This is a genomic window from Pseudomonas reactans (assembly GCF_013385825.1).
GTDB lineage: Bacteria > Pseudomonadota > Gammaproteobacteria > Pseudomonadales > Pseudomonadaceae > Aquipseudomonas > Aquipseudomonas reactans.
The window spans coordinates 66,442-89,987 of record NZ_JACAPG010000019.1 but is presented as its reverse complement, the minus strand read 5'-3'; the positions used below and the strand labels follow the sequence as shown (position 1 = coordinate 89,987).

The 23,546-nt window shown below is 61.2% G+C and carries 20 protein-coding genes; 5 read left to right on the top strand and 15 right to left on the bottom strand.

From position 1 onward, the window contains the following. Positions 1 to 25: 25 nt before the first annotated feature. The 6 genes from HX868_RS22530 to HX868_RS22505 form a co-directional block, all read right to left on the bottom strand. Positions 26 to 901: an SMP-30/gluconolactonase/LRE family protein gene (locus HX868_RS22530; RefSeq protein WP_177004416.1), complete on the bottom strand. Its 876-nt coding sequence runs from the start codon at positions 899 to 901 to the stop codon at positions 26 to 28. A 2-nt stretch (positions 902 to 903) separates the two neighbouring features. Continuing rightward, complete coding sequence (locus tag HX868_RS22525) at positions 904 to 1,728, bottom strand: NAD-dependent epimerase/dehydratase family protein (RefSeq protein ID WP_177004415.1); 825 nt, start codon at positions 1,726 to 1,728, stop codon at positions 904 to 906. 167 nt (positions 1,729 to 1,895) lie between these two features. Next, positions 1,896 to 3,158, bottom strand: coding sequence for an OprD family outer membrane porin (locus HX868_RS22520; protein WP_177004414.1), 1,263 nt, complete (start codon positions 3,156 to 3,158; stop codon positions 1,896 to 1,898). Positions 3,159 to 3,403: 245 nt separating this feature from the next. Beyond that, on the bottom strand, positions 3,404 to 4,261 hold the full coding sequence (gene copD / locus HX868_RS22515; protein WP_177004413.1) for a copper homeostasis membrane protein CopD: 858 nt from the start codon (positions 4,259 to 4,261) through the stop codon (positions 3,404 to 3,406). Between the two features lie 3 nt (positions 4,262 to 4,264). Beyond that, the gene (gene copC, locus HX868_RS22510) at positions 4,265 to 4,630 is read right to left on the bottom strand and encodes a copper homeostasis periplasmic binding protein CopC (protein ID WP_177004412.1); all 366 of its coding nucleotides are present in this window, start codon (positions 4,628 to 4,630) and stop codon (positions 4,265 to 4,267) included. 18 nt (positions 4,631 to 4,648) lie between these two features. Beyond that, positions 4,649 to 5,092 carry a GNAT family N-acetyltransferase gene (locus HX868_RS22505; protein ID WP_177004411.1) on the bottom strand — a complete coding sequence of 148 codons (444 nt, stop codon included), beginning with the start codon at positions 5,090 to 5,092 and terminating at the stop codon, positions 4,649 to 4,651. 143 nt (positions 5,093 to 5,235) lie between these two features. On the opposite strand from HX868_RS22505, the gene HX868_RS22500 reads away from it, so the two are divergent. Further along, on the top strand, positions 5,236 to 5,856 hold the full coding sequence (locus HX868_RS22500) for a TetR/AcrR family transcriptional regulator (protein WP_010209389.1): 621 nt from the start codon (positions 5,236 to 5,238) through the stop codon (positions 5,854 to 5,856). Positions 5,857 to 5,960: 104 nt separating this feature from the next. Here the strand turns inward: HX868_RS22500 and preA are convergent, their stop codons facing one another. The 3 genes from preA to hydA all read right to left on the bottom strand — a co-directional run bounded on the left by preA (position 5,961) and on the right by hydA (position 10,194). Beyond that, positions 5,961 to 7,235, bottom strand: coding sequence for an NAD-dependent dihydropyrimidine dehydrogenase subunit PreA (gene preA, locus HX868_RS22495; protein ID WP_177004410.1), 1,275 nt, complete (start codon positions 7,233 to 7,235; stop codon positions 5,961 to 5,963). Continuing rightward, entirely contained in the window at positions 7,235 to 8,602 is a 1,368-nt protein-coding gene (locus HX868_RS22490; protein ID WP_177004409.1) for an FAD-dependent oxidoreductase, read from the bottom strand. Before HX868_RS22490 ends, preA begins: the two co-directional genes overlap by 1 nt. Before the next feature lie 152 nt (positions 8,603 to 8,754). Next, the gene (hydA, locus tag HX868_RS22485; RefSeq protein WP_177004408.1) at positions 8,755 to 10,194 is read right to left on the bottom strand and encodes a dihydropyrimidinase; all 1,440 of its coding nucleotides are present in this window, start codon (positions 10,192 to 10,194) and stop codon (positions 8,755 to 8,757) included. A 592-nt stretch (positions 10,195 to 10,786) separates the two neighbouring features. Here hydA and HX868_RS22480 point away from each other — a divergent pair. After that, on the top strand, positions 10,787 to 12,274 hold the full coding sequence (locus tag HX868_RS22480; RefSeq protein WP_177004407.1) for an NCS1 family nucleobase:cation symporter-1: 1,488 nt from the start codon (positions 10,787 to 10,789) through the stop codon (positions 12,272 to 12,274). 139 nt (positions 12,275 to 12,413) lie between these two features. After that, positions 12,414 to 13,682: a Zn-dependent hydrolase gene (locus HX868_RS22475; RefSeq protein WP_177004406.1), complete on the top strand. Its 1,269-nt coding sequence runs from the start codon at positions 12,414 to 12,416 to the stop codon at positions 13,680 to 13,682. A 100-nt stretch (positions 13,683 to 13,782) separates the two neighbouring features. Here HX868_RS22475 and HX868_RS22470 read toward each other — a convergent pair whose 3' ends face one another. Genes HX868_RS22470 through HX868_RS22460 form a run of 3 tightly spaced genes read right to left on the bottom strand, consistent with a single transcriptional unit; the run spans position 13,783 to position 19,565 of the window. Then, on the bottom strand, positions 13,783 to 15,201 hold the full coding sequence (locus HX868_RS22470) for an efflux transporter outer membrane subunit (RefSeq protein WP_177004405.1): 1,419 nt from the start codon (positions 15,199 to 15,201) through the stop codon (positions 13,783 to 13,785). Beyond that, positions 15,185 to 16,354 (bottom strand): efflux RND transporter periplasmic adaptor subunit, encoded by a 1,170-nt coding sequence (locus tag HX868_RS22465; RefSeq protein WP_122729218.1) that lies wholly within the window; start codon positions 16,352 to 16,354, stop codon positions 15,185 to 15,187. Before HX868_RS22465 ends, HX868_RS22470 begins: the two co-directional genes overlap by 17 nt. Continuing rightward, a complete protein-coding gene (locus tag HX868_RS22460) occupies positions 16,344 to 19,565 on the bottom strand; it encodes an efflux RND transporter permease subunit (RefSeq protein WP_177004404.1) in 3,222 nt (1,073 codons plus the stop codon). Before HX868_RS22460 ends, HX868_RS22465 begins: the two co-directional genes overlap by 11 nt. 198 nt (positions 19,566 to 19,763) lie before the next feature. On the opposite strand from HX868_RS22460, the gene HX868_RS22455 reads away from it, so the two are divergent. After that, positions 19,764 to 20,174 carry a PA0061/PA0062 family lipoprotein gene (locus HX868_RS22455; protein WP_016978010.1) on the top strand — a complete coding sequence of 137 codons (411 nt, stop codon included), beginning with the start codon at positions 19,764 to 19,766 and terminating at the stop codon, positions 20,172 to 20,174. Here the strand turns inward: HX868_RS22455 and HX868_RS22450 are convergent. Then, positions 20,171 to 20,332: a hypothetical protein gene (locus HX868_RS22450; protein ID WP_016978011.1), complete on the bottom strand. Its 162-nt coding sequence runs from the start codon at positions 20,330 to 20,332 to the stop codon at positions 20,171 to 20,173. The genes HX868_RS22455 and HX868_RS22450 overlap by 4 nt on opposite strands. Positions 20,333 to 20,617: 285 nt before the next feature. Here HX868_RS22450 and HX868_RS22445 point away from each other — a divergent pair, with 285 nt between their 5' ends. Next, positions 20,618 to 21,280, top strand: coding sequence for a C39 family peptidase (locus HX868_RS22445; protein ID WP_177004403.1), 663 nt, complete (start codon positions 20,618 to 20,620; stop codon positions 21,278 to 21,280). A gap of 35 nt (positions 21,281 to 21,315) precedes the next feature. Here the strand turns inward: HX868_RS22445 and pbpG are convergent, their stop codons facing one another. Further along, a complete protein-coding gene (gene pbpG, locus HX868_RS22440) occupies positions 21,316 to 22,239 on the bottom strand; it encodes a D-alanyl-D-alanine endopeptidase (protein ID WP_177004402.1) in 924 nt (307 codons plus the stop codon). 208 nt (positions 22,240 to 22,447) lie between these two features. Continuing rightward, complete coding sequence (gene folD, locus HX868_RS22435) at positions 22,448 to 23,302, bottom strand: bifunctional methylenetetrahydrofolate dehydrogenase/methenyltetrahydrofolate cyclohydrolase FolD (protein ID WP_061448970.1); 855 nt, start codon at positions 23,300 to 23,302, stop codon at positions 22,448 to 22,450. Between the last annotated feature and the right edge of the window lie 244 nt (positions 23,303 to 23,546).

Here is a 23,546-nt window from a genome sequence, read left to right as displayed (position 1 = left end):
TTGTATTCAAGGCACAGCGATGCAGCTAGAGGGTGAAGGTGGGCTCCGGCAATCCGACTACGCCGGGGTTGAGGGCGAACACGCCGCCGGACAGTGACTGTTCACTCTGGTCATCGCGGATCGAGGTGACGAACAGGGTGTCCAGGCGACTGCCGCCAAAGGCGCACATGGTGGGTTTTTTCACCGGTACGGTGAGGGAGCGGTCGAGGCGACCGTCCGGGGTGAAGCGATGGATCAGCCCGGCGTCGTTGGCGCAGATCCAGTAGCAGCCATCGGCATCCACAGCCGCGCCGTCGGGGCGGCCGAGGTGCTTGTGCATGTCCACGAACACGCGGCGGTTGGACGGCGTGCCGGTGTCGATGTCGTAGTCGAAGGCCCAGATCTGCTGCACCAGCGGATGGGAATCGGAGGCATACATCGTGCGGCCATCGGGGCTGAAGGCCAGGCCGTTCAAGGTGATGAAACCGTCCAACTGCGCATGGGGCGCCCCACCGGATGCGTAGCGATACAGGGTGCCTTCGGCCGCATTCAAGCCCATGTTCAGCACCATGCTGCCGGCCCAGAAACGGCCCTGGCGATCACAGCGGCCGTCGTTCAGGCGCATGTCCTGGCGAGGGTGTTCGACCGCCGCCAGAGGCGTGGTGTCCAGGCTACCGTCGTTGTACGGGGTGAGCTGGAAAAATCCGGTTTCCATCCCGGCGACCCAGTTGCCCGCCTCGCTGCGGGCGATGCAGGCAAGCATCTGCGGGGCTGTCCAGGCGGCAACATGACCCGTGGCGGCGCTCCAGCGTTGCAGGCCGCCCTTGGGGATATCCACCCAGTAAAGGGCGTTTTCCTCGGGCACCCACACCGGGCATTCGCCTACGGCATTGCGGGCATCGACGATCAGTTCAGCGCTCATGGTCAGTCCCCGAAAGGGCCGGCCGCGCAGAACGCGCCGCCCTGGTAGACCTTGGCCGGGTCATCGGCGGCCACGGGGGGCTGGGTTTCGACCTGGGCGCGGAACACTTCGGAGTTGTCCTTGGGCGCAAAGCCCAGGTGGGCGGCGTAGCGGTTGTCCCACCAGGTGTCGAGGTTATCCGACATGCCGTAGACCACGGTGTGGCCGACGTTGGGGGTGTACAGCGCGCGTTCGAGCAACTGGGTCAGGTCGTCGAAGCTCAGCCAGGTGTGCATCATGCGGCGGTTCTGCGGTTCCGGGAACGACGAGCCGATGCGGATGCTGACGGTCTCGATGCCGTAGCGGTCAAAGTAGAAACTGGCCATGTCTTCGCCGTAGGACTTGGACAGGCCGTAGTAGCTGTCCGGGCGGCGCGGGGAGTGGGCGTCGAGTTTTTCACCTTGCTTGTAGAAGCCGATCACGTGGTTGGAACTGGCGAAAATCACGCGCTTTACACCGTGGCGGCGCGCGGCTTCATAGATATGGAAAATGCCGCTGATGTTCGCGCCGAGCACTTCTTCGAACGAGCGCTCCACCGAGACGCCGCCGAAGTGCAGGATCGCGTCGACACCTTCCACCAAGTGGTGCACGGCTTGTTTGTCGGCGAGGTCGCAGGGTTGCACCTCTTCGGACGCGTCGGCAGCCGGGGCCATGTTGGCGATGTCCGACAGCCGCAGTACCTGGGCGTAAGGGCGCAGGCGCTCGCGCAAGACTTTACCCAGGCCGCCAGCCGCGCCGGTGAGCAGCAGGCGATTGAATGGAACGGGCGTGGTTGTGGTGGTGGTCATGAGGGTTCCATTGTTGTTGTAGGTTGTCGTATGACTATGTCGAAGTATCGTTATTGATTCCCCACGTTGTCAACGTCCTTCCGGTCAGGTGATGGCCAGAATGTGGGAGCAAGCCCGCTCCCACAGAGGTTGTGTGTCGACTACAAGTTTGCGCCGGGTCCAAAGCCCTACAACAGTGAGATCGGGTAGCTGATGAACAGGCGATTTTCATCAAACTCGTTGTTGCTGAAATCCCGACGCATGGTCGAATTGCGCCAGCGCACATTCAGATCCTTCAGCGCACCGCTCTGCACCGTGTAAGCCAGTTCCGACTCGCGGCCCCATTCCTTGCCATCGGTGATCGCCCCGGTGTGCACGTTACTGCCGCTGATATAGCGGTTCATCATGGTCAGCCCTGGAATGCCCAGCACCACGAAGTTGAAGTCATGGCGCACCTGCCAGGATTTTTCCTTGGCGTTATCGTAGCTGGCGTTGTAGCTGTCGTTGGCCAAGGTGCCGCCGCTGGTGCCGTTGACGCGCATCCACACGCTGTCGCCGGTGAGTTTCTGCAAACCCACATAGAAGGTGTTGCCGTTGTATTTGGCCGAGAGCAGGGCGAAGGCGGTCTTGTTGTCGAGGTCACCGGCCAGGGCGCTGCCGTCCTCCTTGCCGTTGAAGAAACCGAGGTTGGCGCCCAGGGTCCAGTCGCCCACGGGCTGGCTGTGGGTCAAGTTGAAATATTGCTGCTGGTAGATGTCGGTGAGTTCGGCGTACCACACACCGACTTGGGTACGTTTGTCGTTGAAGCTGTATTCGCCGCCGCCGAAGTTGAAGCGGTCGGAGGTGAACGCGGCTTTGCCGTTCATGAACATGTCTTCCATGCTCGCGTCATTACGCGGGCTGTTACCGCGAAACTGCCCGCCGTAGAGCGTCAGGCCGGCGATCTCATTGGACGTGACCTGGCCACCACGGAACGTCTGGGGCAGGGAGCGGCCGTCGTCGGAGCGCAGGATCGGCAGCACCGGCATCCACTCGCCGACCTTCAATTCAGTCTTGGATAATTTGGTTTTCAGCGCCACGCCCAGTCGCCCGAAGTTGTCCGCCGGGCGACCATCGCTATGGATCGGCAGCAACTGCGTACCGCCGGTGCCTTTACCGCCATCGAGCTTTTGCGAATACAGGCCCAGCACATCAATGCCGAAACCCACGGTGCCCTGGGTGAAGCCGGACTTGGCGTCGAGAATGAAGTTCTGCGTCCACTCTTCGGCCTTGCCCTGAGGATTGGTCGGGTTGGTGAAGTTGCGATTGAAGTAGGCGTTGCGCAGGTTGAGCGTGGCCTTTGCATCGTCGACGAAGCCTTCGGCCGAAGCGGCGAGGGGTAGGGTGAAAGCCAGACTGCCTAGACCGATAAAACCCAGGCGAACGGAGGAATTGCGGGCGAGTGAACTCACTGTGAAGCTCCCTTTCTTTTGTTGTTTTTATTATTTGTTATACGTTGTCGTACAACATTGAGGCGAATATTTGCGAGGTTTTCAAGGACTGTCAAGCAGAAGTTATACGATGACTTGGTGCGCCAGCCGCTTCCCTGTAGGAGCCCGGCTTGCCGGCGATGGCTGTGTCGGTGTTGGTGCAAGGCTTGCGGCCGCCATCGCCGGCAAGCCGGGCTCCTACAGTTGAGTGAGTTGCAACGCAGGATTCAGGCAGCCATGACCATCGGCGGAAGGGTACCCAACAACGAAACGGCGGCCACCGCTGCAACACCCAGCAGCCACTCCAGCATCACGCTGGACTTCAAACTGCCCAGGCGTTGTTCGCAGCGCTCGATACGCAGCCGGTTCAGCAGCGCCAACGCGAGCATGCCCAGCACCAGAAATACTTTGATCAACAGAATCAGCGCGAATCCGTTGAACAACGGCGTGGGCCAGAATTGCCCGGTCAGCACGCGCACGTTGATCAAGCCGGTCACCAGCAAACCGGCGACCAGCCCATAACCTACGCCGCTGAACCGCCGCAGGATCGGCTCCAGCGCCAAGGCTTGCGCTTGCCTGAGGATCAACACCAGCAACAGCAAGCCGCCGAGCCAGGCACCGACGCACACCAGGTGCACCACTTGATTGAGGATCAGCAACTGGCCGCTGAGCCCATCGAGCATGGCGCCATGGCCCACCGGCGCCAAGGTCGCCAGCAGCAGCGCGATGACCGGCAAGCGCAATGCCCGCCAGGGTTTGGCCAGCACGATTACCAGCAACAGGTTCAGCAACAGGTGCCACACCCACACCTGGCCAAAGAAGGTCTTGCCCAGCACCAACTGCACGGTGGCCGGTTGCAGCGCCGCGTCCCAACTGCCTGCCATGCTGGCGGTGATCAACAGCAGCCAGGCCACGCCGGAGAATAATGCCAGCCAGGCCAGCCCGCGGGTGATGCGCTCAAGTTGCCGGTCCAGCGCCGGTTGCGCTTGCGCGCCGAGCAGCCAGGGCCTGAATGCACAAGCCCCGAACATCAGCAGCACGACGATGAAGTGCAGGAAACGGCACAGCACCAGCAGCGTCGCCATGGATTATTGGCCGACCTTGAAGCTGTATTCACCGTTGCTCTTGTGGGTATCGACGGAGACCGCGTTCCACACCACTTTATAGTTGCCGGCGGTCAGCGGTGCGGCGGGAGTAACGACAAGGACCTTCTTGTCGGCGTCCGGGGTTTCCAGGCCCTTGATGGCGACTTCGGTGCCGTCCTTGCTCAGAGACACCTTGGTGAAGGTGGCCTCGACGCCTTCGCTAAAGGTCAGGCGCAGGTCTTTAGGCGCGGTGACGCTGCTGTCGGCCGCCGGTTCAGCGCTCTTGAGGTGCGCGTGGGCAAATGCAGCGGAGGCGCCCAGCAGGGAGGCGAGCAGGGCGACGGTGGTGAGGCTTTTCTTGATCAACATTGTTCAATACCTTCAGGGTCAGGGAGTCGGTAGAGCCATGTGCAGCAAGGGAAAGGGCTTGCCTTCGCCATCCAGCGGCGAGCGCGCAACCTGGATAAAACCATAATGCAGGTAGAAACCCACGGCCTGGGGGTTTTGTTCGTTCACGTCCACCGTGAGGGTATCGTGACGGGCGCGGGCGTGGTCCAGCAACTGGCGGCCGATGCCCTGACCACGGCGGTCGGGCTCGATGAACAGCATTTCTACGTTGTGCCCGCCGGTGCCGATAAAACCGGCGATGCCGTTCTGGTCTTCATACACCCACACATCCAACGCGGGCATTGGCAGGTAGGCATCGCGCACCAGGGGCAGCAGGCGTTGAATGTCATCCTCGGGGAGGAAGTCATGGGTGGCCCGCACCGAGCGCTCCCAGAGTGCGCCCAGCACGGGGTCGTCGGTGGCCACGCGGGGTCGAATAGTCATTGCGATGATCCTTCATAGGGACCGCGATCCTAACCAATCCCATTTCCAGGGGAAAGGTTCGCGTCAGAAGTTTCATTATGGCCTGTCGCCGCGATCTAGAGCCGATGGTAGTCTTTAAGCCAAGTTGTTGTCAGGGAGCCCTTATGGGCAATCACAAGATCGGAATTCGTCGGGTCAACGTCGAAAAAATCCTGCTGGCGGCGGAGAAAATCTTCGCCGAGAAAGGCTATGGCAGTACCGCCATGGCGGATATCGCCGAAGAAGTGCAACTGCCGCGCTCCAACCTGCATTACTACTTCACCACCAAGAGCGAGCTGTACAGCGCCGTGCTGTTCGACCTGCTGGAAGTGTGGAAGCAGGACGCCCTGAGTTTCGAGACCTTTGACGATCCACGGGTGGTGCTCAGCAGCTACATCCGCGCCAAGATGCAGCGCTCGCGCACGCGGCCGTATGGCTCCAAGGTGTGGGCCAATGAAATCATCCACGGCGCGCCGACGCTCGGTGAGGCGCTGGATGAGAGCCTGTACGACTGGGCCAAGATGAAGGAAGCGAAAATTCGCCAGTGGGTGGAAGACAAACGCATCCTGCCGGTGGAGCCGTCGAGCCTGCTGTACATGATCTGGGCCTCGACCCAGCACTATGCCGACTTTGATCATCAGGTGAAGATCCTGAATGAGCACCAGCCGTTGTCGGATATGCAGTTCGAGAAGGCGATTCAGACGGTGACGAGTGTGATCTTGCGGGGGATTGGGTTGGAGCCTTGAGCCTTAGGGTGACGCTGATGGCCCCATCGCCGGCAAGCCGGCTCCTACAGTTGGAATGCATTCCCCTGTAGGAGCCGCCTTGCCGGCGATAGCGGTCCAAAGCCTTACACTGCCTCCCGATACGGGTTACGCGGATCCTGCGTCCAATTCAAAAATGGCTTGCCCGTGTCCATCGGCACCATCTCGATGCAGTCCGCCACCGGGCAGGTGATCTGGCACAGGTTGCAGCCCACGCACTCGTCATCGATCACCTCGTATTTATGCGTCCCATCCGCCTGTTTCAAACTTGAAATGGCCTGGTGCGAGGTGTCCTCACAGGCAATATGGCAACGCCCACAGCCAATGCACGCCTCCTGATCGATCTTGGCAATCACCTGATAGTTGATGTCCAGGTATTTCCAGTCCGTGGTGTTGCCCACCGCTCGCCCGGAAAAATCCTGCAGGCTGTTGTAGCCCTGACTGTCCATCCACCGTGACAACCCGTCCTTCATCTCCTCCACAATCCGAAACCCATGCAGCATCGCCGCCGTGCACACCTGCACTGCGCCGCAGCCCAGGGCGACAAACTCCGCCGCGTCACGCCAGTTGCCGATGCCGCCAATGCCGCAGATCGGCAGGCCCTGGGTCTGCGGGTCGCGGGCGATTTCGGCGACCATGTTCAGCGCGATCGGCTTGACCGCCGAGCCGCAATAACCGCCGTGGGTGCTTTGCGTACCGACGACGGGCAGCGCGACCATGCGTTCCAGGTCGACGCTGGTGATGGAGTTGATGGTGTTGATCAGCGACACCGCATCCGCGCCGCCGCGATACGCCGCCCGCGCCGCCACGCGGATGTCGGTGATATTCGGCGTGAGCTTGACGATCACCGGCAGCGAACAATAGGTCTTGCACCAGCGTGTCACCTGTTCCACATATTCCGGCACCTGGCCAACCGCCGCGCCCATGCCGCGCTCCGGCATGCCGTGGGGGCAACCGAAGTTCAGTTCGATGCCGTCGCAACCTGTGGCTTCCACCAGCGGCAGGATGTTTTTCCAGGACTCCTCGACGCACGGCACCATCAGCGACACGATCAGCGCGCGGTCGGGCCAATCCTTTTTCACCTGGGTGATTTCCCGCAGGTTGATCTCCAGCGAGCGGTCGGTGATCAGCTCGATATTGTTGATGCCCAGCACTTCACGGTTGGCGCCGTAGTGCGCCGAGTAGCGCGACGACACGTTGACCGCCGCCGGGTCCTCGCCCAGGGTTTTCCACACGACGCCGCCCCAACCGGCTTCGAAGGCGCGCACCACGTTGTAGGCCTTGTCGGTGGGCGGCGCGGAGGCCAGCCAGAATGGGTTGGGGGCTTTGATACCGGCAAACACAATCGAGAGATCGGCCATTACGCAGCCTCCACATTCAGCATGAGTTGGGCATGCATGGCCTCGGCAGCCAGCTTGCCGTGTTGCACGGCTTGCACGGTGAGGTCCTGGCCGAGGCTGACGCAATCGCCGCCCGCGTACACCCCGGGAATGCTGGTGCGCAGCTGTTCATCGACGAAGATCCTCCCGCCGACACGCTGCAGTTGCTGGGCCAGCGGATCGTGCAGTGCCTCGCTGTCGAAGCCCTGGCCGATAGCCTTGAAGATCGCATCGGCCGCCAGTTCGAAGGTTTCGCCAGTGGGGTGCAAGCGGCCGTTTTCCATGTGTGTGCGCAAGAAGCGCATGCCGCGCACATGGCCCTGATCGTCCAGCAGCACTGCCTCCGGCTGGGCCCAGGTCAGCAGGCGCACCTGGTTGGCCTTGGCGATGTCCTGTTCGTGATGAGTGGCGCCCATGTCCGCCAAGCCACGGCGGTAGACGAGGTTCACATCGCGGGCACCGAGACGGGCCATCTGCACGGCCATGTCGATGGCGGTATTGCCGGCGCCGAGCACGATGCAGCGGTCGGCCAGGGGCAGTTGGGTGAGGTCATCGGCCTGGCGCAGCTCGCGGATGTAATCGGTGGCGGCGAGCAGGCCTGGAGCGTCCTCAAAGGGCAGGCCGAGTTGTTTGCTGGCGGCCAGGCCGAGGCCGAGGAACACCGAATCGAATTGCTGGTGCAGCTCGCTCAACGTCAGGTTGTCGCCCAGGCGTTGGCCGTGGCGAATCTCGATGCCACCGATCTGCAGGAGGAAATCCAACTCCTTCTGCGCGAAGTCATCCACCAGCTTGTACTTGGCGATCCCGTATTCATTCAGGCCGCCGGCCTTTTCCCGCGCTTCGAAGATCACCACGTCATGGCCGCGCAAGGCGCTGCGGTGGGCACAGGACAGCCCCGCAGGCCCGGCGCCGACCACGGCGATGCGCTTGCCGGTAGAGGCGGCGCGATGGAAGGGATGTTCGGTAAAGTGGGCATTGTCGACGGCATAGCGTTGCAACAAACCAATCAGTACCGGGGCGTACTCTTCGGCGTTGTTACGCACGCAGGCCTGCTGGCATAGGATCTCGGTGGGGCAGACCCGGGCGCAACTGCCGCCGAGGATGTTGGCCGAGAGGATTTTCTGCGCGGCGCCTTGTACGTTTTCGGTGTGGATATTGCGGATGAACGATGGGATGTCGATCTCGCTGGGGCATGCGTTTACGCACGGCGCGTCGTAGCAATACAGGCAGCGCGAGGCTTCAAGCTGGGCTTGCCGGGCGTTGAGCGGCGGCGCCAGGTCGGTGAAATGGCTGGCGAGCGTCGGTCCATCCTCAGCGGGATGGGGGAGGTGGGTCAGGGTCTGGATCACGGTGTTGGCCTCACGGTTTTTTTGCCTCTGGCGGGCATTGGTTTGTAGGAGCGAGCTTGCTCGCGAAGAACCTGTGAGCACCGTTGGGTATCAGGTTTTCCGCGTTTTCGTTAACGATTTTCGCGAGCAAGCTCGCTCCTACAAGGAGGGGTTCATCGTTTCACAGCAGTAGGCCTGGAACGCTCCGCCCGCTTGCTCAACTGCTCAAACACCGGCGGATACGTCGGCCGCTCCACATACCGTCCGGCACCGCGCTCGGCGCGCAGGTCGCCATCGGCCCACACAAGCTTGCCCTGGCTGATGGTGTGGCTCGGCACGCCGCGTACGGTCTTGCCTTCGAAGATGTTGAAGTCGACTTTCTGGTGATGGGTCTTGGCGGAAATGGTCCGCGTCCCGTCGGGGTCCCACAACACCAGGTCGGCATCGGCGCCGACGCGGATCGCGCCTTTGCGCGGGTAGAGGTTGAAAATCTTCGCGGTGTTGGTGGAAGTCAGTGCGACAAATTCCTGCATCGACAGGCGCCCAGTGTTGACCCCTTCATCCCACAACAGCGCCATGCGGTCTTCGATCCCGGCGGTACCGTTGGGGATCTTGCTGAAGTCGTCCCGGCCAGCGGCTTTTTGCTCGGCGCAGAAGCAGCAGTGGTCGGTGGCGGTGGTGTGCAGGTTGCCGGATTGCAGGCCATGCCACAGCGCTTCCTGATGCCCGCGCGGACGGAACGGCGGGCTCATCACGTAGCCAGCGGCGGTTTGCCAGTCCGGGTGCTGGTAGACGCTGTCGTCCAGCAACAAGTGGCCGGCCAGCACTTCGCCGTAGACCGGCTGGCCTTTGCTGCGGGCGTAGGTGATTTCATCCAACGCTTCCTTGGTGGACACGTGTACCAGGTAAAGCGGCGTGCCGATGGTCTCGGCGATGCGGATGGCGCGGCTGGCTGCTTCGCCCTCGACTTGCGACGGGCGCGACAGCGGATGTGCCTCGGGCCCGGTAATGCCCTGGGCCATCAGCTTGCGTTGCAGGTGGTAGACCAGTTCGCCGTTTTCCGCGTGCACGGTGGGCACCGCGCCCAGTTCCAGGCAGCGCTCGAAGCTGGCGACCAGGGTGTCGTCCGCCGCCATGATCGCGTTCTTGTAGGCCATGAAGTGCTTGAAGCTGTTGATGCCGTGGTGGCTGACCAACTCGGCCATTTCCTCACGCACCTGTTCGCTCCACCAGGTGATCGCCACGTGGAAGCCGTAGTCCGAGGCGGATTTTTCCGCCCAGCCGCGCCACTGGTGAAACGCTTCCAGCAGGGATTGCTGCGGGTTGGGAATCACAAAGTCGATGATCGACGTGGTGCCTCCCGCCAGGCCTGCCGCCGTGCCACTGAAGAAGTCTTCACTGGCCACGGTGCCCATGAAGGGCAATTGCATATGGGTATGGGGGTCGATGCCGCCGGGCATCAGGTATTGGCCGCTGCCATCGAGTATCTCAGTGCCGGCGGGAATATCCAGATTCGTACCAATAGCCCGGATTAGACCGCCTGCGCATAACACATCGGCGCGGTAACTTTCATCATGGGTAATAACGGTGGCGCCACGGATCAACAGCGACATGTCGAGTTCCTCACAGGCTTGACCGGCTTGTGCCAGTTCTAAGTGTTGTAATGCTGCTTACCGATGGCGTGATTAATTCCTGTCATCGGTGACAGGAATAGAAACTAGCCCGAGTTTTTGGATTGGGCAAGAAGATTTTTTATAAGCTTATATCTTGATTAACTATATGTTTTATAAGAATAAAAATAGAAAATCACCAAAATGTAGCGTGCTCTCACCATTTTGACGCACTTGACAGGTTCTTAAATTGAGCAACATTTCTTATTGCAAATCAGACGCTTGAGACATGCCTCTTGACGGGCGTAGGAAATAAAAATAATTGTGTTGCACCAGATTGAGTCCTGACAGTTCGGGCAACTTCCACGTTATTTAGCCTGAATAACGTGGCAAGTACCGAAGGCTCACTCGGAAAACTGATAAACATCAGCGAGTTATATAAGCGGTGCGGGTTCAGTAACGGTTGTCGGCACGGATATTGAGTGCAGTGGCGGCTGGCCGGGCCCGTGATGTCATGTTGTTTACGAGGTACTCCGGCCGCCTGCACACACCGTGCAGGTGAGCAAAAATAATTCGAAAAAACCGTGGAGCGGCCATGCAACAGAACAGATCGCAAGTCATTGAACGCAACGGCCTGTACGAACTCGACGCCGGCCCCGACGTCCTCGACAGCCCGCGCTACAACCACGACATGGCACCGACCAAAGTGCACGAACGCACCTGGAACAAGTGGCACATCACCGCGCTGTGGGTCGGCATGTCGATCTGCGTGCCCACCTACACCTTGGGCGGGGTGCTCACCGCGTATTTCGGCTTGTCGGTGGGCGAGGCGCTGATGGCGATCCTGCTGGCCAACATCGTGGTGCTGATCCCGCTCACGCTTAACGCCTTCCCCGGCACCAAGTACGGCATACCGTTCCCGGTGCTGCTGCGCTCGTCGTTCGGCATCCTCGGCTCCAACGTGCCGTGCCTGATTCGGGCGCTGGTGGCCTGTGGATGGTTTGGTATCCAGACGATGTTTGGCGGGCTGGCGATCCACCTGTTCCTCGGCTCTATTTTCGAGGGCTGGAAGTCCCTCGGCGGCACCGGTGAAGTGATCGGCTTCATGATTTTCTGGTGCCTGAACCTGTGGGTGGTGCTGCGTGGCGCCGAGTCGATCAAGCGCCTGGAAACCTTGTCGGCGCCGTTGCTGGTGGCGGTGGGTATTGGCTTGCTGGTGTGGGCGATGCCCAATGTGTCGATCAGTGAGTTGATGGCGATCCCGCCGAAACGCCCGGAAGGCGCGAGCCTCACCGGTTACTTCATGGCCGGCCTCACTGCGATGGTGGGCTTCTGGGCCACCCTATCGCTGAATATCCCGGACTTCAGCCGCTACGCCAAAAGCCAGAAGGACCAGATCCTCGGGCAGATCTTCGGCCTGCCGCTGACCATGTTCCTGTTCGCTGCCCTCGGCGTGATCATGACCGCCGCCTCGGTGAAACTGGTGGGCGTCAGCGTGTCCGACCCGGTGACCCTGATCGGGCATATCCAGAGCCCGGTGTGGGTGGCTGTGGCGATGGCATTGATCATCGTCGCAACCTTGTCTACCAATACGGCGGCGAACATTGTGTCGCCCACCAATGACTTCCAGAACATCGCGCCCAAGCTGATCAACCGCACCACGGCAGTAATCCTGACTGGCCTGGTGGGGCTGGCGTTGATGGGCCATGAACTGCTGAAAAAGCTTGGCCTGATCGTGTCCGACGTAAGCCTGGAAACCGTGTATTCCAACTGGTTGCTGGGCTATTCAAGCCTGCTGGGGCCCATTGCCGGGATCATGGTGGTGGACTACTTCATCACCCGCAAGCAGCAACTAGACCTCGCAGGGCTGTACCGCGACGACGTGTACCCGGCGTGGAACTGGAGTGGTTTCATCGCGTTTGGCGTGCCAGTGGTGCTGACCTTGCTGTCCCTGGGCAGTGATGCGTTCAGCTGGTTCTACAGCTACGGCTGGTTTACCGGTTCGGCGTTGGGCGGCCTGTTGTATTACGGCCTGAATGCCAAGCGCAGCGCTCAATCATTGGCCATGAAAACCCCCACATAACCCTGTAGGAGCTGGCTTGCCAGCGATAGCGGTATGTCAGTTGCCGATCAGGTTGAATGTGCCGCCGTCATCGCCGGCAAGCCGGCTCCTACAGTTGACCGCGTCAATTTATAAGAAATGTAGCCTGAGGAGATCACCCATGAATGCTGCCCTCGACGTCCTGCAAATCAACCGCGACCGCCTGTGGCAGTCGCTGATGGACCTGGCCAAGCTCGGCGCCACGCCCAAGGGCGGTGTGTGTCGCCTGGCCCTTACCGACCTGGATCGCAAGGCCCGCGACCTGTTCGTGCAGTGGTGCGAAGAGGCCGGCTGCACCGTGACCGTGGATGGCATCGGCAACATTTTCGCCCGTCGTCCGGGGCGCAATCCCAACCTGCCACCGGTGATGACCGGCAGCCATATCGACACCCAGCCCACCGGCGGCAAGTTCGATGGTTGCTTCGGTGTGCTGGCCGGTGTGGAAGTACTGCGTACGCTCAACGACCTGAACGTGGAAACCGAGGCGCCGCTGGAAGTGGTGGTGTGGACCAACGAGGAAGGTTCGCGCTTTCCGCCGTGCATGATGGGCTCCGGGGTGTTTGCCGAGAAATTCACCCTGGCCGATACCTTGGCCAAGGTCGATGCGGACGGTGTCAGCGTGGGCGATGCGCTGAATGCGATTGGCTACGCGGGCGCGCGGCCGGTCAGCGGGCACAAGGTGGGCGCCTATTTCGAGGCGCATATCGAACAGGGACCGATTCTTGAGGATGAGAAAAAAACCATCGGCGTGGTGCTGGGCGCACTGGGGCAAAAGTGGTTTGACCTGAAACTGCGTGGTGTGGAAGCGCATGCGGGACCAACGCCCATGCACCTGCGCAAGGACGCCCTGGTGGGCGCGGCGGCCGTCGTGGCGGCGGTGAATGCGGCAGCGCTGGGGCATCAGCCCCATGCGTGTGGGACGGTGGGTTGCCTGCAGGCATATCCGGGATCGCGCAACGTCATTCCGGGCGAAGTGCGCATGACCTTGGACTTCCGTCACTTGGAGCCGGCGCGACTGGATTCGATGATTGCCGAAGTGCGCAAGGTTATCGACGAGACCTGTGCCAAGCACGGGCTGAGTTTCGAAATGGAACCCACGGCTGACTTCCCGCCGTTGTACTTCGACAAAGGCTGCGTGGATGCGGTACGCGATGCCGCTAATAGCCTGGGCTTGTCGAACATGGACATCGTCAGCGGGGCAGGGCATGACGCGATTTTCGTCGCAGAGCTTGGGCCGGCGGGGATGATATTTGTGCCCTGTGAAGGTGGCATCAGCCACAACGAAATCGAGAATGCCGCGCCGGATGATCTGGCAGCGGGGTGCGCGGTGTTGTTAAGGGCAATGGTGGCGGCGTCGGCGGCAATCGCCAGCGGCAAGCTCGCCGCCTAAGCCATCACCGCCCTCCGTAGGAGCCGGCGTGCCGGCGATAGCGGCGTGTCAGGCACCACGCTATCGCCGGCAAGCCGGCGCCTACGGAGAATTGACAGTGTCAGGAAGAGGGTTGCCAGCCGCCACCCAGCGCGGTCACCAGCCCGACGCTCGCCTGCAACTGCCGCGTCTGCACCGCCTGCAATGTCCGCTGCGCTTGTAACGCCGCCGTCTGCGCCGTCACCACATCCAGGTAACTCACGGCCCCCGCCTGATAGCTGTTCATCGCCAGCGCTTGCGTGTGCTGCGCTGCATCCGCTGCCGCTTGTTCGTCCAGTGTTTCTTGCTGCAGATCCCTCAATTGCCCCAGATTATCTTCCACTTCGCGCACGGCTTTCAGCACCTGGCTGCGGTACTGCGCCGACGCCTCTTCAAACTCGGCCTTGGCCTGGCGTTCGTTCGCGCTTAGGCGACCGCCGTCGAAGATCGGCAAATTGACCAACGGCCCCAATGCCCAATAGCGATTGCCCGCGGACAGCAGGTTGCCGACCCCCTGAGTTTGCCCGCCAATCAACCCCGTCAGACTGAAATCCGGATACCACGCCGCCTTGGCCACGCCGATGTTGGCGTTGGCGGCAAATACTCGCCGTTCGGCCGCTGCAATGTCCGGGCGGCGTTGCAGCAGGTGGCTTGGCAATTGCGAGGGTATCCCTGGCAAGGCGATCAATTGAGAGCTGGGCGGCAATGAAAATTCGCTGGCTGCCACACCGACCAGTTCTCCGATCGCGTGCTCGGTCAGATTGCGTTGCCCGCGCACTTCATCCCATTGCGCCTTGGCCTCGGCCAGTTGATTCTGCGCGCGCGTGAGGTCCAGCTCCGAAGCAATCTGCCCCTCATACCGGCTACGGGTCAGTTGCAACGCCTGGCCGAAATCCGCCAGCGAACTGTTGAGAATCCGCGCCTGCGCATCCAGCCCGTTGAGCTGCACGTACAACGTCGCCAACTGATGCTGCAGGCTCAAGCGCGCCACCGCCAAATCATCACCGGACGCCTGTGCCTGGGCATCACCGGCCGCCACCTGGTTGCGGATTTTGCCCCACAGGTCCAGGTCGTAGCTCAGTGAAAACCCTGCGGTATTGCTGTCGTAGACCGACGGCTGCGTATCGCCTCGCAGTGGCCGCGAGTCCGATTGGCGCTGGCGTAACGGCTGCGCACTGGCGGTGATCTGCGGGAACAACCCCGCATGCAACTGGCTGGCATAGGCCTGGGACGCATCGAAGTGCGCGAGTGCCGCCGCCAGGTCGGGGTTGGCCTTGAGCAGTTGCTGTTGCAGGTCATTCAGGTGCGAATCCTGGTAGAGCGTCCACCATTCGGGGGCCAGTTGATCGGACGGTTGCGCGCTGTGCCAGGGGCCATCGCTGGTCTGTTCGCGGTAGCCGGCCGGCAAATCAACGCTCGGCACTTTGTAGGTCGGCGCCATCGAGCAGCCCTGCAACGCCAGCAGTATCAGCGCTGCCAGGGGGTTAAGCCTTAGGCGCATGCGCACCTCCGGCGGCATCGGCCAGTTGTACCGGGTCGCCTTCACGCAGGGCGTCCGGCGGGTTGTCGACCACGCGGTCGGCGGGTTTCAGGCCTTGGTCGATGACCAGGCGCTCGCCCAGGTCCAGGCCGATGTGAATGTCCTGCAGGTGCACGTGATTCTGCGCGTCCAACACCGCCACTTGCGTGCCTTGGGCTCGGAAGATCAACGCGCTGGCCGGGATGCTTACGCCATGGGTATCCGCCGGAATTGGCAAGGTGGCCTCGGCGTAGTCACCGGGGAGCAATTCGCCGTTGGGGTTGTCGGCCACGAACTGCGCAAGCAGGGTGCCGGAACGGCGGTCGATGGCGGTGGAATCACCGATCAGGTGCGCCTTGAAGTGTTCGCCGGGGTGCTCGGGCACGGTCAGCTCGGCTTCAAGGCCTGGGTGGATGACCGCCGCGTAGTTCTGCGGCACCGGCACATACAGGCGCAGTTGGTGGGTGTCGGCGATGTTGAACAGTTCCGGATCACTGTCGGTGTCGGCCTTGATCAACTGGCCGATATCGGTGTTGCGCGCGGTGATGGTGCCGGCGAACGGTGCGCGGATCGTCTTGTAGCTTTCCAGCGCGGACAGCCGCGCATAGTCGGCAGCGGCGGCTTCGGCGTTGGCTTTTGCGGCGGCGGCATTGGAGGTTTTTTCATCGGCCTCCTGGCGCGATACCGAATGGCTGGCGAGCAGGTTTTGCCAGCGCGTCGCGGTGGTTTCGGCCAGGCGTGCGTTGGCCTGTTCCTGTACCAGTCGGGCGTGAGTTTGCGCCAGTTGCTGATCCAGGTCGGGGCTGTCGATCTCGGCGAGGATTTGCCCGGCTTTGACCTGGGTGCCGATGTCGGCTTTCCAGTCCTTCAAGTAGCCGCTGACACGGGCGTGAATCGGCGCCTTGCTCCAGGCCTCCAGGTGCGCCGGCAAGCGCAGGGTATCGCCGGCGACATTCTGCTGCGGTTGGAACACCATCACCTGCGGGATGGCGGCGGTTTCGGTCCAGGCGGTGACCGATTGTTCGTGCAGCGTGCGGGCATGCAGGCCGTTGGCGACCAACAGGGCGGCCAGGGTCAGGCCGCCGACACCCATGAGCATCAGACGCTTGCGCGAGGGTTTGTGATCAGACGACATGAGGCGTTTCTCCAGCGGTGGCGCGAGTAGGGTGACGGCCGTGGACCAGGCTGAAGACCACGGGGACAAACAACAGGGTGGCGGTGGTGGCGAGGATCAAGCCACCGATCACCGCACGGCCGAGCGGGGCGTTCTGCTCCTCGGAAATCGCCAGGGGCAGCATGCCGATGATCATCGCCAGGGCGGTCATGCACACCGGGCGGAAGCGCGTGTAACCGGCTTCCAGCGCGGCCTTGAGCGCATCGCCATGTACGGCCAGGCGTTCACGGCAGAAGCTCACCACCAGAATCGAGTTGGCGGTGGCCACGCCCATGCACAGGATCGCGCCGGTCAAGGCGGGCACCGACAACGAGGTGCCGCTGAGGAACAGCATCCACACAATCCCCGCCAGGGCCGCCGGCAAGGCGGTGATGATCACGAACGGATCGACCCACGACTGGAAGTTGACCACGATCAGCAGGTAGATCAGCACCACCGCACCAAGCAAGCCAAAGCTCAAACCGCTGAAGGCTTCGTGCAACGCATCGATCTGCCCGTGCAGGCTGATCACTGCGCCTTTGGGGCGCATGGAGGCGGTGTCATCCAGCACTTTCTGCACATCACGGGCCACGCCGCCGAGGTCGCGGCCTTGCACGTTGGCGTACAGGTCCAGGGTCGGTTCGATGTTGTAATGGGTCACCACCGCCGGGCTTTGCACACGGGAGATGGTGGCCACGCCGCCGAGAATCTGCGACTGGCCGTCGGCGCCGGTCACCGGCAGCGCTTCCAGCGAAGGTAGGCTGTCGAGGCGGTATTGCGGGGTGGCGGCGACGATCGAGTAGGACACGCCGTTGGCCGGGTTGAGCCAGAAGGTCGGTGCCACCTGCGAGCTGCCGGCGAGGGAGGCGACCATGCTGTTGGTCACGTCACGCTCGGTGATGCCCAGGCCATTGGCGCGCAGGCGGTCGACGTTGACCTGCAAGGACGGGTAGCCAGTGGACTGCTGGATGCGCAGGTCGGCGATGCCCGGTACGTGTTGCAGGCGGCGCTCCAGTTCCACCGCATAGGCGCGGTTTTCTTCATCGCTGCGCCCGGAGATTTTCACGTCCAGCGGGGCCGGGGCGCCGAAGTTGAGGATCTGGCTGCTGATGTCTGCCGGCAGGAATGCGAAATGGCTGCCGGGGAAACTTTCTGGCAGGGCTTCACGCAATTTCTTTACGTAGTCGGCGGTGGGCGCGTGGTCTTTTTTCAGCGTGACCTGGATATCGCCGTCCTGCGGGCCGATGGTGCCGCTGCTGCTGTAGGCCATGTCGATACCGCTGAGCGGGATGCCGATGTTGTCGACGATGGTGTCGAGTTCTTCGGCGGGAATCACTTCACGAATCCGCGCTTCGATACGGTCGAAGGCGGCGGCGCTTTCTTCAATGCGCGTGCCCAGTGGCAGGCGCACGTGCAGGGCCAATGCACCCGCGTCGGTGGCCGGGAAGAAGTCCTGGCCGAGGCTCGGCAGCAACAGGAACGACGCCAGCACGCAGGCCAGGAAACCGACGATAAAACCCTTGCGATTGCCCAGGGCCAAGGTCAGCAGGCCGTGATAGGTATCGCGGATGTTCGAGAAGTGACGCTCGAAACCCTGTTGGAAATTCAGCACCGATTGCAGCATGGCATTGCGCTGTTTCTGATGCTGCTCACCCTCGTGATGATTGATGAATTCATCTTCTGGGTGGTGTCCTGCCCCTTGCTCCGGGGTGTGCGGCTTGAGCAGGAACATTGCCAGCGTCGGCACCAGCGTACGTGACAGAATGAAAGAGCTGGCCATGGCAAAGATCACCGCCAGGGCCATCGGCCGGAACAGGTAACCGGCGATGCCTTGCAGCAAGAACATCGGCACGAAAACGATGCAAATACATAGCAGCGAGACGAACGCCGGGCCGACGATCTGTGCGGCGCCGTCGAGAATCGCGGTCTTCACCGCCTTGCCTTGCTCCAGGTGCCAGTTGATGTTTTCGATGGTCACCGTGGCGTCGTCCACCAGGATCCCCACCGCCAACGCCAGCCCGCCGAGGGTCATCACGTTGAGGGTTTGCCCGCTGACCGCCAGCAGCGCGATGGCTGATAGCACGGCCAGGGGAATCGAGGCGGCAATAATGATCGTGGAACGCCAGCTGCCGAGGAACAGCAGGATCATCGCACTGGTCAGCAGTGCAGCGATGATGCCTTCTTGGGCCACGCTGCCCACTGACTGTTTGACGAACACCGAGGCGTCCCCCAGTAGCGAGGTCTTCAGCGACGGCGGCAGGGTTTCGTTGATGCGCGGCAGCATCTGACGAATGCCGTCGATGATCGACAGGGTGGAGATGCTGCCGTTCTTCAGCGCCGGCATGAGGACCGCGCGGTGGCCGTCGACGCGCACGATGTTGGTCTGTGGCGGCGAGCCGTCGCGGACGTGGGCCACTTGGCCGATGGTGATCAGCGCACCGTCGACGGTCTTGATCGGCAGGTCGTTGAGTTCATCGATGGCCTTGGGGCTGTTGTTGAGCAGGATCGTGTATTCGTTGGGGCCGAGTTTGGCGGTGCCCACCGGGATAATCTGGTTCTGCAAGGCGAGGGCATTGCCCACATCCTGGGCCGACAAACCTTTGGCGGCCAGCGCTTGCGGGTCGAGGTCCAGGGTGATTTGGCGTTGCTTGCCGCCCATCGGTGTGGGCATGGCCAGGCCGGGCAGGGCGCTCAGGGGCAGGCGAATGTTGTTCTGCACCAGGTCGCGGATCTTGGCTTCCGAGAGGCTGGGGCTGGAGAACGCCATCTGCAGAATCGGCACCGTGGAGGCGCTGTAGTTGAGGATCAGTGGCGGCGTGATGCCCGGTGGCATCTGCTTGAGTACGGTTTGTGATACCGCCGTCACCTGGGCGTTGGCGGTACGGATATCCACGCCGGGTTGGAAGAAGATCTTGACGATGCCCATGCCGGGCAAGGATTGCGACTCGATATGCTCGATGTCGTTAACCGTGGTGCTCAGGGAGCGTTCATAGGTGTAGATCACCCGACCGGCCATGGCGTCCGGCGACAGACCGTTGTACTGCCAGACCACGGCGACCACAGGTATGCCAATGTCCGGAAAAACGTCAGTGGGGGTACGCAGGGCCGCCATCGGCCCGATGATGCAGATGAATATGGCCAACACGATAAACGTGTACGGCTTTTGCAGTGCGGTCTTTACCAGCCCGAGCATGCGTGAAACCTCCGGAGGGAGCAGGATTGCAAACCCCGGCAGTCTTGCCCGACCTACCTAACACGCACCTTTCAGCCAGGTGAAGGAACATTTAGGAAGGGGCTGAAGATCGTTTCATCTGTATTCATTTGTTCTACAAAGGGTGGCTCCTCAAGCTTGTAGCCCATTGGACACATCGTCCCTATTTGGAGCCCTGCCATGTCACTCAAACCCTTGTTATTGATCCCGGCCCTCGGTGCTGTGCTGTTGTTGTCGGCGTGCGCCGGCCCGATTCCCAAGGCGGACCCGAGCGAAGCGTGGATCGGCTTAAAAGAAGAAGCGCCGAACGACCTGATGGCCGAACGCGTGGACGGCAAGCGCGTGGATGACGGACGCTTCTTCGAAGTGACGCCGGGGGATCATCGCCTGGATGTGACGCTGTTCGAGGAAGAGCCAGGCGACGACAACCAGCAGGACTGCCAGGGCCGGGTCGAATACAAGGATTTCAAGGCGGGTGAGCACTACACCCTGGTGGAGTCGAGCCTGGGCACCACCGTGCGCGCATCCTTGATGGATGGTCACGGCAAGGAGGTCGCGGCGACTCAGGACTTCAATTGCATGCCTGGCTAGGCGTGATGTACCGCCACCTTATGGGGCTTGGCGGGTGCAGCGGGTTTGACGTGGGGGTGATGGTGCCGACGGGTGATGCGCAACACCCCCCACAACATGGCGCCGGCTACCGCCAGCCAACCGCAGATCAACAGGACAATCGTTGTTGCAAGGCTCATTAGGGCCTCCTTTCGCCCCCAGGGGGCACACACAGTCTTCTCAATGGACAGTCTAGCTACCTGACGGTTGCCTGCTATTGACCAATGGTCGTGTCTGTCCAACTTCTTTGCTATATCCACGACCTTTGTAGGAGCGAGCTTGCTCGCGAAAAACGTCAACGATCGCGCGGGCTATCTGGATTAACACGGCGCCTTCAGGTTTTTCGCGAGCAAGCTCGCTCCTACATAAACGTGATTGGGCTATGATCAGGGCCCTCACCGGCAGTTGATCAAGAGAGTAGAAAATTGCGGTTACGGTCGAACCTGAAAACATCCTTGTTCCTCGCGTGTGCCTTGGGCCTTGCGGCGTGTTCCTCCACCCCGTCGAGACTGGCCGGCCTGCCGGAGCGCGTCGAGCTCAATGGCGTGCCGACCTTTCGCAGCGAGGCTTATCAGGGCGGTCCTACGTCTTTAGCCAGCATGCTGTCGCAACAAGGCATTGTCATGACACCGGGGCTATTGGATAAACCGCTGCATTTGCCGGGCGGCGAAGCAGACCTTGAGCGCAACATGCAGGTGCTGGCGCGTGAGTACGGGCTGATGGTGTATCCGCTGGAGGCCAAGCTGACGGCGGTGCTGGCGCAGGTAGCGGCGGGTTATCCGGTGATGGCGCGGATCGGTGGCGGGCTGTGGTCGGACGCGCACTACGTGGTCGTGGTGGGGTTCAATCAGCAGAAAAGTACGGTGTTGTTGCGCTCGGGCATGAATCGACGTTTGCTGATGAGCTTCAGCGACTTTGAGTCCAAATGGAAAAGCGCCGGCAGTTGGGCAATCCTCACCCAGCGCCCGAGCCAGTTGCCGGCGAATGTAGATGCACAACGTTGGCGCGACTCGGCGAATGCGACGGCCCAGGCCGGGCAGGAGCGGGCGGCGGCGCAGGCACTGAAGGTGTTGGCGGAACGCAAATAAAAAAAGGCGCTATCAAAGCGCCTTTTTTATACCGCTTAGCGACGGGCTTCAGCAGCGTTGGGGCGATTCTTCAGGTTCTTGTCGGCCTTGTAGCGCAACGCCACATCCGGTACCGAACCGCTCTTGCCGGTCTCGACCCAATTGCGGATACGGCTGGCATCGGCAAAGTGGGTGAATTTGCCGAAGGCATCCAGGATCACCAGCGACACCGGGCGGTTGCCCATGCTCGTCACCAGTACCAGGCAGTGGCCGGCCTGGTTGGTAAAACCGGTCTTGGTCAGCTTGATGTCCCAGTTGGCGCGGTTGATCAGGTGGTCAGTGTTGGAAAAGCCCAGGGTGTAGTTGGGCTTGCGGAACGACACGGTCTTTTCTTTGGTGGTGCTCAACTGGCTCAGCAACGGGTAGTGACGCGCGGCGGCCAGCAGCTTGCTCAGGTCGCGGGCGGTGGACACGTTGTGGATCGACAGGCCAGTGGGTTCTACATAATGAGTGCTGGTCATGCCCAGTGCCTTGGCCTTGGCGTTCATCGCCGCGATAAACGCCGGGTAGCCGCCTGGGTAGTGGTGGGCCAGGCTGGCCGCGGCGCGGTTCTCCGAGGACATCAAAGCAATCAACAGCATTTCTTTACGCGGCATTTCGCTGCCGATTTTCACGCGGGAGAACACGCCTTTCATTTCCGGCGTGTCCTTGATGTTGATGTCGATGTATTCGTCCATGTTCTGCTTGGCTTCCAGCACCACCAGGCCGGTCATTAACTTGCTCACCGAGGCGATGGGCACCACCACATCGGGGTTGCTGGAATAGATGACTTTGTTGGTCTGCAGGTCCACCAGCATGGCGCTGCCGGAAGCGATTTGCAGTTTGGACGTGTCACGCGGCGCCTGGGTGGTTTCGGCAGCGTGCGCGAAGGTGCCTGTGAAAGCAAAAAATAGGCTGACGAGAGAAAGACGAATTTTCACGCGGATGAACTCGCTAAAAAGTAAGGAAATACCGTTCAGAAACGGGTTATATGACAAATGCCGTTACATTTTAGGAGTATGGATCAGAAACTGTCGAATGTTCTTCTAGAACCCGATGAAAGTTCTTAAAAACTAAGAAAAAACAGGATTTATTGCGGGCAATAAAAAGCCCTGCGATAAAGCAGGGCTTTTTCAGTGCGCCTGGTTATTAGGCGTGCAGGGTCTCTGCGGCGTACAGGGTATTTTCCAGCAGGCAAGCACGCGTCATCGGGCCGACGCCGCCTGGCACTGGTGTGATCCAGCCCGCGCGGGGCAGGGCGGTTTCGTACACCACGTCGCCCACCAGCTTGCCGTCGTCCTGACGGTTGATGCCCACGTCGATGACGATTGCCCCCTCCTTGATCCATTCACCTTTGACCAGCCCCGGCTTGCCGGCGGCAACCACAACCAGGTCGGCGCGGCCGACGTGGCCGGCGAGGTCCTTGGTGAATCGGTGGGTGACGGTCACGGTACAACCGGCCAGCAGCAGTTCCATGGCCATCGGGCGGCCGACGATGTTGGACGCGCCGACCACAACTGCATCGAGGCCGTACAGGTCGACACCGGTGCTTTCCAGCAGGGTCATGATGCCTTTTGGCGTGCACGGGCGCAGCAGCGGGATACGCTGGGCCAGGCGGCCGACGTTATAAGGGTGGAAACCGTCGACGTCTTTGTCCGGGCGAATGCGCTCCAGCAATTTCGAGGCGTCCAGATGCTCGGGCAATGGCAGTTGCAGCAGGATGCCATCGATCTTCGGGTCGTCGTTGAGGCTGTCGATCAGGTCGGTCAGGGCCTGCTGGGTGGTTTCGGAAGGCAAGTCGTAGGCCTTGGAAATAAAGCCGACCTCTTCACAGTCTTTACGCTTGTGCGAGACATAAACCTGAGAGGCAGGATCGCTGCCGACCAGGATCACCGCGAGGCCAGGCGTGCGCAGGCCTTGCTGGCTGCGCTCGGTGACTCGTTTGGCGATCTGCTGGCGCAGGCTGGCGGCGATTGATTTGCCGTCGATAAGTTGTGCAGTCATTACGCGTGATTAACCATCGAGAGGGGGAAGAAAAGTGCGCGCATTCTCGCATGCCAAGACGTGAGGGCAAAGGCGCTTGGTCTGCAAATTGCCCTAACCCCTTAAATAAAATCAGTTTTTTTCAAAAAAGATTTGACGGGTTTCGAGGGCGTCTATACTATTCGTCGCACTTGTCGGGCACAGCCTAGCACTGGTTAAGAAGGTCGAGCAGAATAGCGTGTTGTTCTGCAAGGCTGGAAGCACT

Bases quoted from the DNA above. Each gene is read 5' to 3' on its own strand.
- HX868_RS22530 (WP_177004416.1), bottom strand. From the start codon at position 901: ATGAGCGCTGAACTGATCGTCGATGCCCGCAATGCCGTAGGCGAATGC.
- HX868_RS22525 (WP_177004415.1), bottom strand. From the start codon at position 1,728: ATGACCACCACCACAACCACGCCCGTTCCATTCAATCGCCTGCTGCTC.
- copD (WP_177004413.1), bottom strand. From the start codon at position 4,261: ATGGCGACGCTGCTGGTGCTGTGCCGTTTCCTGCACTTCATCGTCGTG.
- copC (WP_177004412.1), bottom strand. From the start codon at position 4,630: ATGTTGATCAAGAAAAGCCTCACCACCGTCGCCCTGCTCGCCTCCCTG.
- HX868_RS22505 (WP_177004411.1), bottom strand. From the start codon at position 5,092: ATGACTATTCGACCCCGCGTGGCCACCGACGACCCCGTGCTGGGCGCA.
- HX868_RS22500 (WP_010209389.1), top strand. From the start codon at position 5,236: ATGGGCAATCACAAGATCGGAATTCGTCGGGTCAACGTCGAAAAAATC.
- preA (WP_177004410.1), bottom strand. From the start codon at position 7,235: ATGGCCGATCTCTCGATTGTGTTTGCCGGTATCAAAGCCCCCAACCCA.
- hydA (WP_177004408.1), bottom strand. From the start codon at position 10,194: ATGTCGCTGTTGATCCGTGGCGCCACCGTTATTACCCATGATGAAAGT.
- HX868_RS22480 (WP_177004407.1), top strand. From the start codon at position 10,787: ATGCAACAGAACAGATCGCAAGTCATTGAACGCAACGGCCTGTACGAA.
- HX868_RS22475 (WP_177004406.1), top strand. From the start codon at position 12,414: ATGAATGCTGCCCTCGACGTCCTGCAAATCAACCGCGACCGCCTGTGG.
- HX868_RS22470 (WP_177004405.1), bottom strand. From the start codon at position 15,201: ATGCGCCTAAGGCTTAACCCCCTGGCAGCGCTGATACTGCTGGCGTTG.
- HX868_RS22465 (WP_122729218.1), bottom strand. From the start codon at position 16,354: ATGTCGTCTGATCACAAACCCTCGCGCAAGCGTCTGATGCTCATGGGT.
- HX868_RS22460 (WP_177004404.1), bottom strand. From the start codon at position 19,565: ATGCTCGGGCTGGTAAAGACCGCACTGCAAAAGCCGTACACGTTTATC.
- HX868_RS22455 (WP_016978010.1), top strand. From the start codon at position 19,764: ATGTCACTCAAACCCTTGTTATTGATCCCGGCCCTCGGTGCTGTGCTG.
- HX868_RS22450 (WP_016978011.1), bottom strand. From the start codon at position 20,332: ATGAGCCTTGCAACAACGATTGTCCTGTTGATCTGCGGTTGGCTGGCG.
- folD (WP_061448970.1), bottom strand. From the start codon at position 23,302: ATGACTGCACAACTTATCGACGGCAAATCAATCGCCGCCAGCCTGCGC.